Source organism: Aurantimonas sp. 22II-16-19i (assembly GCF_002088275.1).
Lineage (GTDB): Bacteria > Pseudomonadota > Alphaproteobacteria > Rhizobiales > Rhizobiaceae > Jiella.
This window is the reverse complement of record NZ_AQQS01000037.1, coordinates 45569-58732: the sequence shown is the minus strand read 5'-3', so window position 1 is coordinate 58732 and position 13164 is coordinate 45569. Positions and strand designations below refer to the sequence as shown.

Sequence of the window (13164 nt, the reverse complement as noted above, 5' to 3'; positions counted from 1 at the left end):
TGGGGGGGGGGCCGGCAACGGGGCCGGGCTCGGCGCGGGGAGCGGCGGGTTGGGGAGGCTGTCCCTCGCCGCGCGCGGGGCGGGCGGCGAGTTCGGCGACGGTAGGGGTGGCGCGGGAAAAGGCGAGGGTCGACGGGTTGAGCGCCGGAGGCTCGGTCGGCTTCAGGGGCGCTGCGACAGGCGGAACGGCTGCCACCGCCGCAGCGCGCGTCCCCGTCTGCGGACGCAGCTCCGCGTCGATCCGCAGCTCCGGGTCGGTGCGCGTCGCCGCCGGGCTGCGCGACGGCGATGGCCGGGCTGCAGCGGGCTCCGGTGCGGCATCGCTCGAACGGTCGATCGCCGCGATCCCGGCGCTCCGGTTCGGTGCCCGGATTTCCCCATTGGCGGCGGGTTCACGGCGCGGCTCCGGCGTCGGAATCCGCATGTCGCGCGGCTCAACGCGCTGCGGTCCGCTGTCGCGACGGGGAGCTTCGACGGCGTCCGTGATCGGCTTCGGCGACTGGGGGGCCTGCCCGGTCGCCCTTGCCGGAGCCGTCGTCGAAGCGGTCGCGGGATCAAGGGATCCGTTCGCCTCCGACCGCGCGGGATGCTGCGACGGCGGCGGTGCCGCGGACATGTCGAGGCGCGGCTCGTCGCCGCGCGAAGGCGGACGCACGGCTGCGGGAACCCGCAGGATCGAGCCTTCGACCAGGAGGTCGGTCTGGCCGCCGACGAGAACCAGATGCTCCACCTCGTCGCGGCGCACGAGGACGAGCTTGCGCTTCTCGTCGATCCGGGCGACGTCGAGGATCTGCAGCCGGGGTGCGCGAGTGCGCGGGCCGATGCCGGCGCCATTGGCGAAGAGCCGCTTGAACAGGCCGATGAGGACGACCGCCAGACCGCACACCATCGCGGCCACGAGCGCGACCCAGACGATCTGGGCAAGGCTGGGTCCGAAGAGGTCGACAATCCATTGCGGCATGGTTTCGGGTGCTCCTCGACGAGGCTGATCGACACGGCTGGCATTCGGCTGAACGAACTTGCCGACAGCGGTGCCGCATAATTCAGGGTCGGGCAAGGCCTTTGCCCGAATAGCTGTGTCTGATTGACGAATTTGCCATCGCAGGCGGAGCCGGGAAGACCGTGGCGACGGGGCTGCAACGCTCGTCGGCCAAGTGCCGGCAGAGAGGCGAAAATGTCTCCTGCGCGCTCGCTTCCGCGAGGAAATTGATTCACAATCGGGATGCTCCGCGCATCGACGCCGAAGCCCGATTCCCGCGCCGGGCATCGGGCGAACGGCCGGCGCGGTCCGCGCTGCAAGAGACAACGAAACGACTGGCAAAGAGAGGCAGATCGCGATGAACGGAGCGGCTCAGGGGGCGATCGACAAGCCGTTGATCGACCGGACGGCGGCTGCGTCGGGTGTCAGGCGGCTCCTGCTCCTGGGGGGAGCCTTGATCCTGGCCGGCGCCAGCCTCGCCCTGTTCGGGCGCGAATATGGCGAGATGGCGCTGCTCGTCATCTTCGGCGCCCTGTCGGTGATCGGCATCGGGGCGATCTTCGCCTCCGCCCTCGGCTTCATGCGCTTCTCGGCGCGGGCCAGCGACGGCGGCATCGCCCGCGACTTCCTCGACACGGCCCGCACCGGTCTTCTCATCCTCGACCGCAAGAGCCAGGTCGTCTACGCCAATCGCGCCTATGGGGACCTGACCGGCGCGGCCCGGCCGGCCGACATCCGCAGCCTCGAGCGCCTGCTCGCCCGCGAGGCGGAGGCGACCGAAGCGATCTACTATCTCGCCAACCTCGCCCGCGACGGCCGGTCCGGCCAGCGCGAGTTCCGGCTCGCCCGCAGCCTTGCCCCGTCCGGCCGGGCCGACGACGCGCCCTGCTGGTATCGCGTCATGGTGCGGCCGCTCGCCACACGCGGCGGCCAGATGCAGGCCTGGCAGATCCTCGACATCACCGCCGACCGCAAGCACGAGGAATCCTCCTTCCAGGACCTGCAGCACGCGATCGACTATCTCGACAAGGCGCCCGCCGGCTTCTTCGCCGCCGACGGCGAGCACCGCATCGCCTATATCAACGCCACGCTGGCCGAATGGCTCGGCCTCGACCTGTCCGACGTGAAACCCTACCAGCGCTCGTTCCTCGAGTTCCTCGCGCCCGGCTCCCAGGCGATGTTCACCGAGCACGCCGCTGCCGACACCATCGACGACATCGACCTGATCACCGCCGCCGGCAAGACCCTGCCGGTGCGGCTGCTGCGCCGGCCGGTCAACGATGACAGCGCGGCGCCCGGCATGGTGCGCACGCTGGTTCTCGACCGCAGCGGAGACAATGAGGCAGCCACCCCGGTCGAACTCGCCGAGGCGCGCTTCACCCGGTTCTTCAACTCCTCGCCGATGGCCATCGCGACGCTCAATCCCGGCGGCCGGGTCGTGCGTTCGAACGCGGTCTTCCGCAGGCTGTTCGGCGGCGAGACGGCCGAGGGCGCGACCGGCTTCCAGGCCGCCATCCGGGAAGCTGGCCGCGAGGCGTTCCGCAAGGCGCTGGCGGAGGCGAGCGTCGGCCGCTCCGGCATCGCGCCGGTGGATGCCGAGGTCGCGGGCGAGGGGCCGCGCACCGTCAGGCTCTATCTCAGCGCCGTGCCGAAGGTCGGGGCGGACAGCGACGAATGCGCGATCCTCTACGGCGTCGACATCACCGAACAGCGGGCGCTCGAGGAACAGATCGCCAAGAGCCAGAAGATGCAGGCGATCGGCAACCTGGCCGGCGGCATCGCCCACGACTTCAACAACGTCCTGACGATCATCACCGCATCCGTCGACTTCCTCTTGCTCAACCACCGCACAGGCGATCCGTCCTTCCAGGACCTCCTCCTGATCAAGCAGAGCGCCAACCGGGCGGCCTCGCTGGTGCGCCAGCTGCTCGCCTATTCGCGCCGCCAGACGATGCGGCCGAAGATGCTGAACCTCACCGACGTCGTCGCCGACATGCATCTCCTCCTGAAGCGCGTCAGCGGCGACCATGCGACGCTGGAGCGCCAGCATGCGCGGGACCTGTGGCCGGTGATGGCCGACATCGGGCAGTTCGAGCAGGTGATCACCAACCTCGTGCAGAACGCCCGCGACGCCATGCCCGACGGCGGCAAGATCTCGATCGTCACGCGTAACGTCCTCGCAGCCGAGGCGCGCGGCTTCGGCTATGCCGAGCTCACCGAGGGCGACTATGTCCTCGTCGAGGTCGCCGACACCGGGACGGGCATGCCGCCGGACGTCGCCGAGCGGATCTTCGAGCCGTTCTTCACCACCAAGGAGATCGGCAAGGGCACCGGCCTCGGCCTGTCGATGGTCTATGGCATCATCAAGCAGTCGAACGGCTTCATCTTCGTCGACTCCCGGCCGGGCGAGGGGACGACGTTCCGGATCTTCCTGCCGCGCTTCGTGCCGGCGGAGACCGCGGCGACGAGCCCCGAGGCGGCGGCGAGCGTCGCCGGTGCCAAGATGGATCTCTCCGGCACGGCCACCATCCTCCTCGTCGAGGACGAGGACCACGTGCGGGCGGGCAACGTGCGGGCGCTGAAGATGCGGGGCTACGACGTCCACGAGGCGGCCTCGGGCGTAGAGGCGCTGGAGGTGATGGAGGAACTCGACGGCAAGATCGATCTCGTCGTCTCCGACGTGGTGATGCCGGAGATGGACGGGCCGACCCTGCTGCGCGAGATGCGCAAGACCCGGCCCGACCTGAAGTTCATCTTCGTCTCGGGCTATGCCGAGGATGCCTTCGCCAAGAACATGCCGGAGGGCGAGAAATTCGGCTTCCTGGCCAAGCCGTTCTCCCTGCGTGAGCTCGCCGTCTCGGTGAAGACGATGCTCGACGGCTGATCCTGGCGGTGCGCTGCGATTGTGGGCTGCGATGCGGGGGCCACCGCGCGGACGCCCCGATCGGCTGGACGGTTCGGGTTCGGCCAAGCCCGGTATCGCCCCCGGGGGAGTGCCATGGTGGCTTCAGGCTCGGGTCTGACGAGGACGATCATCGGGGCTCTTTCGCAATGACCGGTTTCCCGCCGTTTCTCGGCCTTCCCGATCGTCTCGACGATGTCGGCGCTGTTCGCGCCGTCATCTTTGCCGCCGGCCACGGCAGCAGCTATCCGGGCAGGGACGACGGCGGCCATGCGCTGGCCGCCGAGGCGATCCGGAAGGCGAGCGAGGAGGATGCATCCCTCGTTGGCCATTGGGATTTCGATCTCGGTGGGCCGCTCTTCGATGGCGGGCCGATCTCGTGCATCGACGCCGGCGACCTCCCCACCAGACTGCACGACAATGCCGGCAACCGGGCCCTGATCGAAGCGAAGACCCGGGAGGTTCTGGCCATGCCGGCCGTGCCGATCCTGATCGGCGGCGACGATTCCGTACCGATCCCCTTCCTGGCGGGGTTTGCCGATCATGGTCCCGTCTGGATCCTGCAGATCGACGCCCATCTCGACTGGCGCGACGAGATCGACGGCGAACGCTTCGGCTATTCGAGCCCGATGCGGCGCGCCAGCGAGATGCCCCATGTCGCGGGTATCGTCCAGGTCGGCCTGCGCAGCGTCGGCAGTGCCCGGCGCGAGGAATACGAGGCGGCGCGGCGCTATGGCAGTCGTCTCGTCACGGCCCGCGATGTCCATGCCCGCGGCGTCGAAGTCGCCCTCCATGCCATTCCGGACGATGCGCGGGTCGTCATCACTCTCGATTGCGACGGCCTCGATCCCGGCGTCATGCCGGGCGTTGCCGCGCGGACGCCGGGCGGCCTCACCTACACGCAGGTGATCGATCTGATCGCAGGTGTTCGAAGGAAAGGCCGGATCGCGGGGTTCGATCTCGTCGAACTCTATCCGCCCGCCGACATGGACGGGATCTCGGCCCTGACCGCGGCGCGGCTGCTCGTCAACGCGATCGGCGGCATCGTTCGGCAGGCTTGAAGGCACGGCTCCCAGCCATCGCCATCCATCGCGGGAGAGGGGCCTGCGCCTGCCGCGCCCCAGGATCGGAAATCCTGCAGGCCGGCGCCTTCAGCCTCGCCGAGCGCCCTCAATCCTGTGCGAGCGCCACAGCGATCTCGCCGGCAAGCCGGGCATTCGCCTTGATCAGCGCGATGTTTGCCTCCAGCGAGCGGCCCTCGCTGAGCTCGACGATCCGCCCGAGCAGGAACGGCGTGACCGCCTTGCCGGCAACACTCTTCGCCGCGGCTTCGCCGAGCGCCTGCTCGATCCAGCCCTCGACGGTCTCGCGGGGGATGGCGTTTGCGGCGTCGAGCGGATTGGCGACGAGCATTCCGCCTGCGATCCCCAGCGCCGCCCGGGCCTTGTGGAAGCGCGCGATCTCGGCTGGCGCGTCGAGCCGCAGCGGGGCGGCATGTCCCGATTGCCTCGACCAGAAGGCCGGCAGCTCGTCGCTGCCATAGACCACGACGGGGACGCCCTTGGTCTCCAGATATTCCAGCGTCCGGCCGATATCGAGGATCGCCTTGGCGCCGGCCGAGACGACGATCACATCGGTGCGCGCCAGTTCCTCGAGATCGGCCGAGACGTCGAGGCTCGTCTCGCCGCCGCGGTGGACGCCGCCGATGCCGCCCGTCGCGAAGACCGAGAGGCCGGCGGCTCTCGCCGCGATCATCGTCGCCGCGACGGTGGTCGAGCCGGTGCGGCCCGAAGCGACGGCGAAGGCCAGGTCGGCGCGTGACAGCTTCATCACGTCCCGCGCCTCGGCCAGCGCCGCCAGTTCGTCGGTCTCGAGGCCGATGCGGACTCGGCCGTCGATGACGGCGATGGTCGCGGGCTCGGCGCCGCTGTCGCGGACGGCCGCCTCGACGGCCAGCGCCGTCCGCAGGTTGGCCGGGTAGGGCATGCCATGGGTGACGATGGTCGATTCGAGCGCGACGAGGGGATTTCCGGCAGCCTTCGCCGCTGCGACCGCGGGGGACAACATGAGGTGATCGGTCATGGGAGAGATCTCAATGGTCTGTGGTCGGGGCCGGCAGCTGCGGGACCAGGCGGTCGATGCCGGCGACGAGGTCCTCGGGCGGAAAGCTGGCCGAGGAGATCCGCAGCGACGCCGCGACGATGCCCCGGCGAGCGCCGTCGAGAAAGGATGCGCCACCGATATGGCCGACGAAGGCGACGGCGGCCAGGGTGTCGCCGGCGCCGGTGACGTCGTGGGGGCGGACCGCCGGCGGCCGCTGGAAGACGATCGCGTCGCCATCGAGGATCGCCGCTGCCCGGCCGCCGTCGGAGATCACCGCGCGCCGGGCGCCGAGCTCGGCGAAGAGCTGGCAGATCAGCTGGAGGTTCGTCGCCGCGGTGACCTCGGCGAGCGCCGCCGCCTCGGCCCGCGACAGGAAGATAGCCGTCAGCTGAGGCAGGACGGGCAGGAGCCGCCGGACTTTGGCCGGCGAGACGCCGATCGCGGCGACCGGCCGGCCCTCTGCGGCCTCGATGGCGGCCGCGATGGTCTCCGCCGGAAGATTGGCATCGATCAGGAGGGCGTCGGCCCGGGCGACCGCGTCCCGCACCACGCGGCGCCGCAGCGTCTTCGGGCCGAGCCGGTCGTAGAGAGCCATGTCGGCGACGCCCGCGACGAGTTCGCCGCGATCGTCGAGGATGGCCGTGTAAGTGGGGGTCTTGCGGTCGAGAAAGGTGACCGAGAGATCGCTCAGCCCGACGGTTTCGATCTCCGCCGCGATCCGCCGGCCGTCGGCGTCGCCGCCGCGCGCGCCGACGAGGCCGACCCTGCAGCCGAGGGCCCGCAGCGCGACGCCGGCGTTGAAGGCCGCGCCGCCCGGCATGTCGCTCAAGGTGCCCGGATTGGAAGCAGCCGGATGAAACGGCCCGCCGGCCCTGGCGCGGCGGTCCACATGGGCTGCTCCGATCAACAGGACCGAGGGGGCGGAGCTGCCGCGGGACATGTTCATCGCATTTTAACTACCACGTTTCACTCAGCGCGATTCGCGAATGCGAACAAATCGCGAATATTCCTTGCGGGGCGAGAACAAATGCGGTACGAAAACGAATGGATTTCGCATGTTGCACCCCTCATTGGCGCGTGAAATAAGGTCTCGTCACCATGGCACAAAATGCTCTCCGTCTCGTCGAGGATAATTCGTTGGACAAGAACAAGGCTCTCGATGCGGCTCTGTCGCAGATCGAACGCGCCTTCGGCAAGGGCTCGATCATGCGCCTCGGCGCGAACGAGAAGATCGTCGAGATCGAAACCGTGTCCACCGGCTCGCTGGGTCTCGACATCGCGCTCGGGGTCGGCGGTCTGCCGAAGGGGCGCGTCATCGAGATCTATGGCCCGGAAAGCTCGGGCAAGACGACGCTGGCGCTCCATACCATCGCGGAAGCCCAGAAGAAGGGCGGCATCTGCGCCTTCGTCGATGCCGAACACGCGCTGGATCCGGTCTATGCCCGCAAGCTCGGCGTCGATCTCGAGAACCTCCTGATCTCGCAGCCCGATACCGGCGAGCAGGCGTTGGAGATCACCGACACGCTGGTCCGGTCCGGGGCGATCGACGTCCTGGTGGTCGATTCGGTCGCCGCGCTGACGCCGCGCGCCGAGATCGAGGGCGAGATGGGCGATTCGCTGCCCGGCATGCAGGCTCGGCTGATGAGCCAGGCGCTGCGCAAGCTCACCGGTTCGATCTCGCGGTCGAAATGCATGGTCATCTTCATCAACCAGATCCGCATGAAGATCGGCGTGATGTTCGGTTCGCCGGAGACGACGACGGGCGGCAACGCCCTGAAGTTCTACGCCTCCGTCCGCCTCGACATCCGCCGCATCGGCTCGATCAAGGATCGCGACGAGGTGACCGGCAACCAGACCAAGGTGAAGGTCGTCAAGAACAAGCTGGCCCCGCCCTTCAAGCAGGTCGAGTTCGACATCATGTATGGCGAGGGCGTCTCGAAGACCGGCGAGCTCGTCGATCTCGGCGTGAAGTCCGGCATCGTCGAGAAGTCCGGCGCCTGGTTTTCCTACAACAGCCAGCGCCTCGGCCAGGGGCGCGAGAACGCCAAGAGCTTCCTGCGCGACAATCCGGCGATCGCCGACGAGATCGAGGCGTCGATCCGGCAGAATGCCGGATTGATCGCCGAGCAGCTCCTCGACGATGGTCGCGACGAACCGTCCGAGGACTGATCTCACCCGGAGATGCCTGAAAAGGCCGCGCCGCCGTTTCGAGCGGCGGCGCTATGCAGGGTCGCGAGATTTCCATTCCGCCGCCCGTTGGAAGGCGCGGGCGGCGCCGCGAGCGGTCGATGGACATGGGCGGCTGCCCTTTGTAAAAGGCGCGACGGTCTCGCCGGTCGCTTGACGTGATGGGATGTGGCCAATCGATCCGTAATGTCTTGCGAAGGTCTCGCTCATGAGTGGCGTCAATGAAATCCGGTCGGCTTTTCTCGAATATTTCGAGAAGAACGGGCACGAACGGGTCGCCTCCTCGCCGCTGGTGCCGCGCAACGACCCGACGCTGATGTTCACCAATGCCGGCATGGTGCAGTTCAAGAACGTCTTCACGGGCCTCGAGAAGCGACCCTACAGCCGCGCGACCACCGCGCAGAAGGTCGTGCGCGCCGGCGGCAAGCACAACGATCTCGACAATGTCGGCTACACCGCGCGCCACCACACCTTCTTCGAGATGCTCGGGAATTTCTCCTTCGGGGACTATTTCAAGGAGCGGGCGATCGAGCTTGCCTGGAACCTGACGACGAAGGAGTTCGGCCTGCCCAAGGACCGTCTCCTCGTGACGGTCTTTTCCGAGGACGAGGACGCGGCCGCCCTGTGGAAGAAGATCGCCGGTCTGTCCGATGACCGGATCATCCGCATCCCGACCTCCGACAACTTCTGGACCATGGGTGAGACCGGTCCGTGCGGCCCGTGCTCGGAGATCTTCTTCGACCAGGGCGAGAGCGTTGCCGGCGGCCCTCCGGGAAGCCCGGACGAGGACGGCGACCGGTTCCTCGAATTCTGGAACCTCGTCTTCATGCAGTTCGACCAGGTCGACGGGTCGACGCGGCTCGACCTGCCGCGCCCCTCGATCGACACCGGCATGGGCCTCGAGCGGATGGCGGCCATCCTCCAGGGCGTCCATTCGAACTACGAGACCGATCTCTTCCGCACCCTGATCGGCGCCGTCGAACATGCGATCGGCTCCGAGGCGGTGGGCGGCAAGGTGGCGAGCCACCGGGTGATCGCCGACCATCTGCGGGCGACGTCCTTCCTGATCGCCGACGGCGTTCTGCCGTCGAACGAGGGCCGCGGCTATGTCCTTCGCCGCATCATGCGCCGCGCCATGCGCCACGCGCGGATGCTCGGGGCGCAGGAGCCGGTGCTGTTCAAGCTGGTACCGACGCTGGTCGCCGAGATGGGCCGGGCCTATCCCGAGCTCGGGCGGGCCGAGGCGCTGATTTCCGAGACGCTGAAGCTCGAGGAGAAGCGCTTCCTGCAGACGCTGGACCGCGGACTGACGCTGCTCGCCGGCGCGACCGAGGGCATGGCGACCGGCGAGCGCCTGTCCGGCGAGACCGCGTTCAAGCTCTACGACACCTATGGGTTTCCGCTGGACCTGACCCAGGACGCCTTGCGCCAGCGCGGCATCGAGGTCGATCTCGACAGCTTCAACACCGCCATGGAGCGCCAGAAAGCCGAGGCACGGGCGAGCTGGGCCGGCTCCGGCGAGGCGGCGGCCGAAAACGTCTGGTATCCGATCCGCGAGCGCGTCGGCGCGACCGAATTTCTCGGCTACGGCACCGAGCGGGCCGAAGGCGCGGTGGTGGCTCTGGTGAAGGACGGCGCCGAGGTCGGCGAGGCCGGCGAGGGCGACGAGGTTTCGGTGGTGGTCAACCAGACGCCGTTCTACGGCGAGTCCGGCGGCCAGCTCGGCGACACCGGCGTGATGCGCGGCGAAGGCGTCGAGATTTCCGTCACCGACACACGCAAGTTCGCCGAGGGGCTCTTCGTCCACCGGGCCCGCGTCACCAAGGGACGGGTGAAGGTCGGCATGGCGCTCGATCTCGAGGTCGATCACCGCCGTCGCACCCAGATCCGTGCCAACCATTCGGCGACGCATCTGCTGCACGAGGCGCTGCGGGAAGTTCTCGGCAGCCATGTCGCCCAGAAGGGCTCGATGGTGGCGCCCGATCGCCTGCGCTTCGACTTCTCACATCCCAAGCCGATCGAGGTGGCGGAGATCGCGGAGGTCGAGCGGCTCGCCAATGCGATCATTCTCCAGAATGCTCCCGTCGAGACCCGGCTGATGGCCGTTGACGACGCGATCGAATCCGGCGCCATGGCGCTGTTCGGGGAGAAATACGGCGACGAGGTCCGGGTCGTCTCGATGGGCGTCGCCGAGGAAGGCGAGAAGGCCGGCAAGGCTTATTCCGTCGAGCTTTGCGGCGGAACCCATGTGCGCGCGACCGGCGACATCGGCCTCGTCCACGTCGTCGCCGAGGGCGGCGTCGCGGCTGGCGTGCGCCGGGTGGAAGCGCTGACCGGCGATGCCGCGCGGGCCCATCTCCTGGAGCAGGACCAGCGCGTGCGCCGGATGGCGGCGGCGCTGAAGGTCTCCCAGGGCGAAGTGGCGGACCGGCTCGACGCGATCGTCGAGGAGCGCCGCCGGCTCGAGCGCGAACTGGCTGAGGCCAGGAAGAAGCTCGCCCTCGTCGGCGACGGTGCCGGGGCTTCGTCGGGCGCCGCGCCGCAGGAAGTGGCCGGCGTCGCCTTCGTCGGGCGCGTCCTCGAAGGCGTCTCGCCGAAGGACCTGAAAGGACTTGTCGACGACACCAAGGCGCAGATCGGCTCGGGTGTCGTCACGCTGGTCGCGGTCGCCGACGGCAAGGCCTCGGTCGTCGTCGGGGTGACGCCGGACCTTACTGGTCGCTTCGACGCCGTCGAGCTGGTCCGGGCCGCGAGCCTCGCAATCGGCGGCAAGGGCGGCGGCGGGCGGCCCGACATGGCACAGGCCGGTGGCCCGGACGGCGACAGTGCCGCCCAGGCGGTGGCCGCGGTCGAGGCGGCAATGGCGGGCTGACACCCGCCAGGCAGGTCAGGTGAGACGCTGCCGGTTCGACTGCCGGCTGCGTCAGCGGATCGAGAGTGACATCGACGAAGTCGGCCGGGATGTCGGCTTTGCTGGGGCGTGATCCCGAAACCCGAGAGCCGGTTCTCGCGAGAGATCATCCGGCAACAGGATGATCGAGCGGGATGCCGCTCGAAGCTGATCTCGTCCCGCTTTGATTTGCTCGGCTCGACGGCTGCGCCGGCTCGATGCCCCTGCCGGCCCGATCGATCGGGCGACGCATTTCCGGATTGGCCGGCAATCGGTCGAACTCTCGGGCATCGCGATCGATATCGTCCCGCTGCGGCTCCACCAGGCAGAAGCGGTGGCCGGTCGGCGTCTCCATCACGATCCAGGACTTCACCGCCCCGATTTGCCTTGCTCCGACTCCTTCGAGCCGCGTCGCTTCGGCTTTCTGGTCGTCGGTCTCGATATCGCAATGGACGCGCGGCGGGTGATCGACGGCCCGGATCAGGACTTTCGCCTCGCCGCTCGGCATCTTCAGGACGGCATAATTCCCGTCGTCGTCGATCTTGCCCGTGCAGCCGGACAGGCCGGACCAGACGTCGAGGGCGCCCTGAAGCTCGCCCGTCCGGCAGGTGGCGACGATGCAGCCGGGACGGCTTTTTTCGGGAAGTGGAAACCGCTCCTCTCGTCAAGCAAAAGGCCCGCCGCGGATCAAACCGCGCCGGGCCTTCGGAGCCGGCAAGCCGGTTCGGCGAGCTTACGAGGCGGCCATCGCCTTGGTGAGGTTCTCGTCGATCTTGTCGAGGAAGCCGTTGGTGGTCAGCCAGGACTGGTCGGGGCCGATCAGAAGCGCCAGATCCTTGGTCATGTAGCCGCTCTCGACGGTGTCGACGCAGACCTTCTCCAGCTTGGCGGAGAACTCGGCCAGCGCGTCGTTGCCGTCGAGCTTGGCGCGATGGGCAAGGCCGCGGGTCCAGGCGAAGATCGAGGCAATCGGGTTGGTCGAGGTTTCCTGGCCCTTCTGGTGCTGGCGGTAGTGCCGGGTGACGGTGCCGTGGGCGGCCTCGGCCTCGACGGTCTGGCCGTCCGGCGTCATCAGGACGGAGGTCATCAGGCCGAGCGATCCGAAGCCCTGCGCGACGATGTCCGACTGCACGTCGCCGTCGTAGTTCTTGCAGGCCCAGACATAGCCGCCCGACCACTTCAGCGAGGCGGCGACCATGTCGTCGATCAGCCGGTGCTCATAGGTCAGCTTCTTGGCGTCGAACTCCGCCTTGAATTCGGCGTCGAAGATCTCCTGGAAGATGTCCTTGAAGCGTCCGTCATAGACCTTGAGGATGGTGTTCTTGGTCGACAGGTAGCACGGCACGTTGCGCTGCAGGGCGTAGTTGAACGAGGCCCGGGCGAAGTCCCTGATCGACTCGTCGAGATTGTACATGCCCATGGCGACGCCGGCGGCAGGGGCGTCGAACACCTCGTGCTCGATCGTCGCGCCGTCCTCGCCGACGAACTTCATCGTCAGCTTGCCCTTGCCGGGGAACTTGAAGTCGGTGGCGCGGTACTGGTCGCCGAAGGCATGGCGGCCGACGATGATCGGCTTGGTCCAGCCGGGTACCAGGCGCGGCACGTTCTTCATGATGATCGGCTCGCGGAAGATCACGCCGCCGAGGATGTTGCGGATCGTCCCGTTCGGCGAGCGCCACATCTTCTTCAGGCCGAATTCCTCGACGCGGGCTTCGTCCGGCGTGATCGTCGCGCATTTGACGCCGACGCCGTGCTTCTTGATGGCGTTGGCCGCATCGATGGTGACCTGATCGTCGGTCGCGTCGCGATGCTCCATGCCGAGATCGTAGTATTCAAGGTCGATGTCGAGATAGGGATGGATCAGCTTGTCCTTGATGAACTGCCAGATGATCCGGGTCATCTCGTCGCCATCGAGTTCCACGACCGGGTTTTCGACCTTGATCTTCGCCATTGGTGCCTTCCTTGGGAATCAGAGTGGGGCAGGGCCGGACCCCGCCAAGAACGGATGCGAGATCCATTGCCCGGCCCTATAACACCCGCCAATGCGGACGCAAAGCGACGCCCGGCGAAGTTTGCGGCAGCGCGGGATCGCAGCGCGCCGAG

General features: G+C 68.1%; 9 protein-coding genes. 4 read left to right on the top strand and 5 right to left on the bottom strand.

Going from position 1 to position 13164, the window contains the following annotated elements:
- Nucleotides 1-961 (bottom strand): flagellar biosynthetic protein FliO (locus ATO4_RS28755; RefSeq protein WP_176223124.1); only part of this gene is annotated, 961 nt, incomplete at its 3' end.
- Between the two features lie 376 nt (nt 962-1337).
- On the opposite strand from ATO4_RS28755, the gene ATO4_RS22320 reads away from it, so the two are divergent.
- Nucleotides 1338-3863, top strand: a complete 2526-nt coding sequence (locus ATO4_RS22320) for a PAS domain-containing sensor histidine kinase (RefSeq protein ID WP_083593981.1) — start codon at nt 1338-1340, stop codon at nt 3861-3863.
- A gap of 167 nt (nt 3864-4030) precedes the next feature.
- A complete protein-coding gene (locus ATO4_RS22315) occupies nt 4031-4942 on the top strand; it encodes an agmatinase (RefSeq protein WP_083593980.1) in 912 nt (303 codons plus the stop codon).
- Between the two features lie 109 nt (nt 4943-5051).
- Here ATO4_RS22315 and ATO4_RS22310 read toward each other — a convergent pair whose 3' ends face one another.
- Both ATO4_RS22310 and ATO4_RS22305 read right to left on the bottom strand, forming a co-directional pair.
- Nucleotides 5052-5963 carry a pseudouridine-5'-phosphate glycosidase gene (locus ATO4_RS22310; RefSeq protein WP_083593979.1) on the bottom strand — a complete coding sequence of 304 codons (912 nt, stop codon included), beginning with the start codon at nt 5961-5963 and terminating at the stop codon, nt 5052-5054.
- Nucleotides 5964-5973: 10 nt separating this feature from the next.
- The gene (locus ATO4_RS22305) at nt 5974-6924 is read right to left on the bottom strand and encodes a PfkB family carbohydrate kinase (RefSeq protein WP_176223123.1); all 951 of its coding nucleotides are present in this window, start codon (nt 6922-6924) and stop codon (nt 5974-5976) included.
- Between the two features lie 158 nt (nt 6925-7082).
- Here ATO4_RS22305 and recA point away from each other — a divergent pair, with 158 nt between their 5' ends.
- Together recA and alaS are read left to right on the top strand one after the other, a co-directional pair.
- Nucleotides 7083-8153, top strand: coding sequence for a recombinase RecA (gene recA / locus ATO4_RS22300; RefSeq protein WP_083593977.1), 1071 nt, complete (start codon nt 7083-7085; stop codon nt 8151-8153).
- Nucleotides 8154-8379: 226 nt separating this feature from the next.
- On the top strand, nt 8380-11043 hold the full coding sequence (alaS, locus tag ATO4_RS22295; RefSeq protein ID WP_083593976.1) for an alanine--tRNA ligase: 2664 nt from the start codon (nt 8380-8382) through the stop codon (nt 11041-11043).
- A 145-nt stretch (nt 11044-11188) separates the two neighbouring features.
- On the opposite strand, the gene ATO4_RS22290 is transcribed toward alaS, so the two are convergent.
- Nucleotides 11189-11680, bottom strand: a complete 492-nt coding sequence (locus ATO4_RS22290; RefSeq protein WP_176223125.1) for a VOC family protein — start codon at nt 11678-11680, stop codon at nt 11189-11191.
- Between the two features lie 114 nt (nt 11681-11794).
- Nucleotides 11795-13012 carry an NADP-dependent isocitrate dehydrogenase gene (locus tag ATO4_RS22285; RefSeq protein WP_083593974.1) on the bottom strand — a complete coding sequence of 406 codons (1218 nt, stop codon included), beginning with the start codon at nt 13010-13012 and terminating at the stop codon, nt 11795-11797.
- Nucleotides 13013-13164: the final 152 nt, after the last annotated feature.

Excerpts from the sequence above, each read along its gene's own strand:
- ATO4_RS22320 (WP_083593981.1), top strand. The coding sequence starts at position 1,338 with ATGAACGGAGCGGCTCAGGGGGCGATCGACAAGCCGTTGATCGACCGG.
- ATO4_RS22315 (WP_083593980.1), top strand. The coding sequence starts at position 4,031 with ATGACCGGTTTCCCGCCGTTTCTCGGCCTTCCCGATCGTCTCGACGAT.
- ATO4_RS22310 (WP_083593979.1), bottom strand. The coding sequence starts at position 5,963 with ATGACCGATCACCTCATGTTGTCCCCCGCGGTCGCAGCGGCGAAGGCT.
- ATO4_RS22305 (WP_176223123.1), bottom strand. The coding sequence starts at position 6,924 with ATGTCCCGCGGCAGCTCCGCCCCCTCGGTCCTGTTGATCGGAGCAGCC.
- recA (WP_083593977.1), top strand. The coding sequence starts at position 7,083 with ATGGCACAAAATGCTCTCCGTCTCGTCGAGGATAATTCGTTGGACAAG.
- alaS (WP_083593976.1), top strand. The coding sequence starts at position 8,380 with ATGAGTGGCGTCAATGAAATCCGGTCGGCTTTTCTCGAATATTTCGAG.
- ATO4_RS22285 (WP_083593974.1), bottom strand. The coding sequence starts at position 13,012 with ATGGCGAAGATCAAGGTCGAAAACCCGGTCGTGGAACTCGATGGCGAC.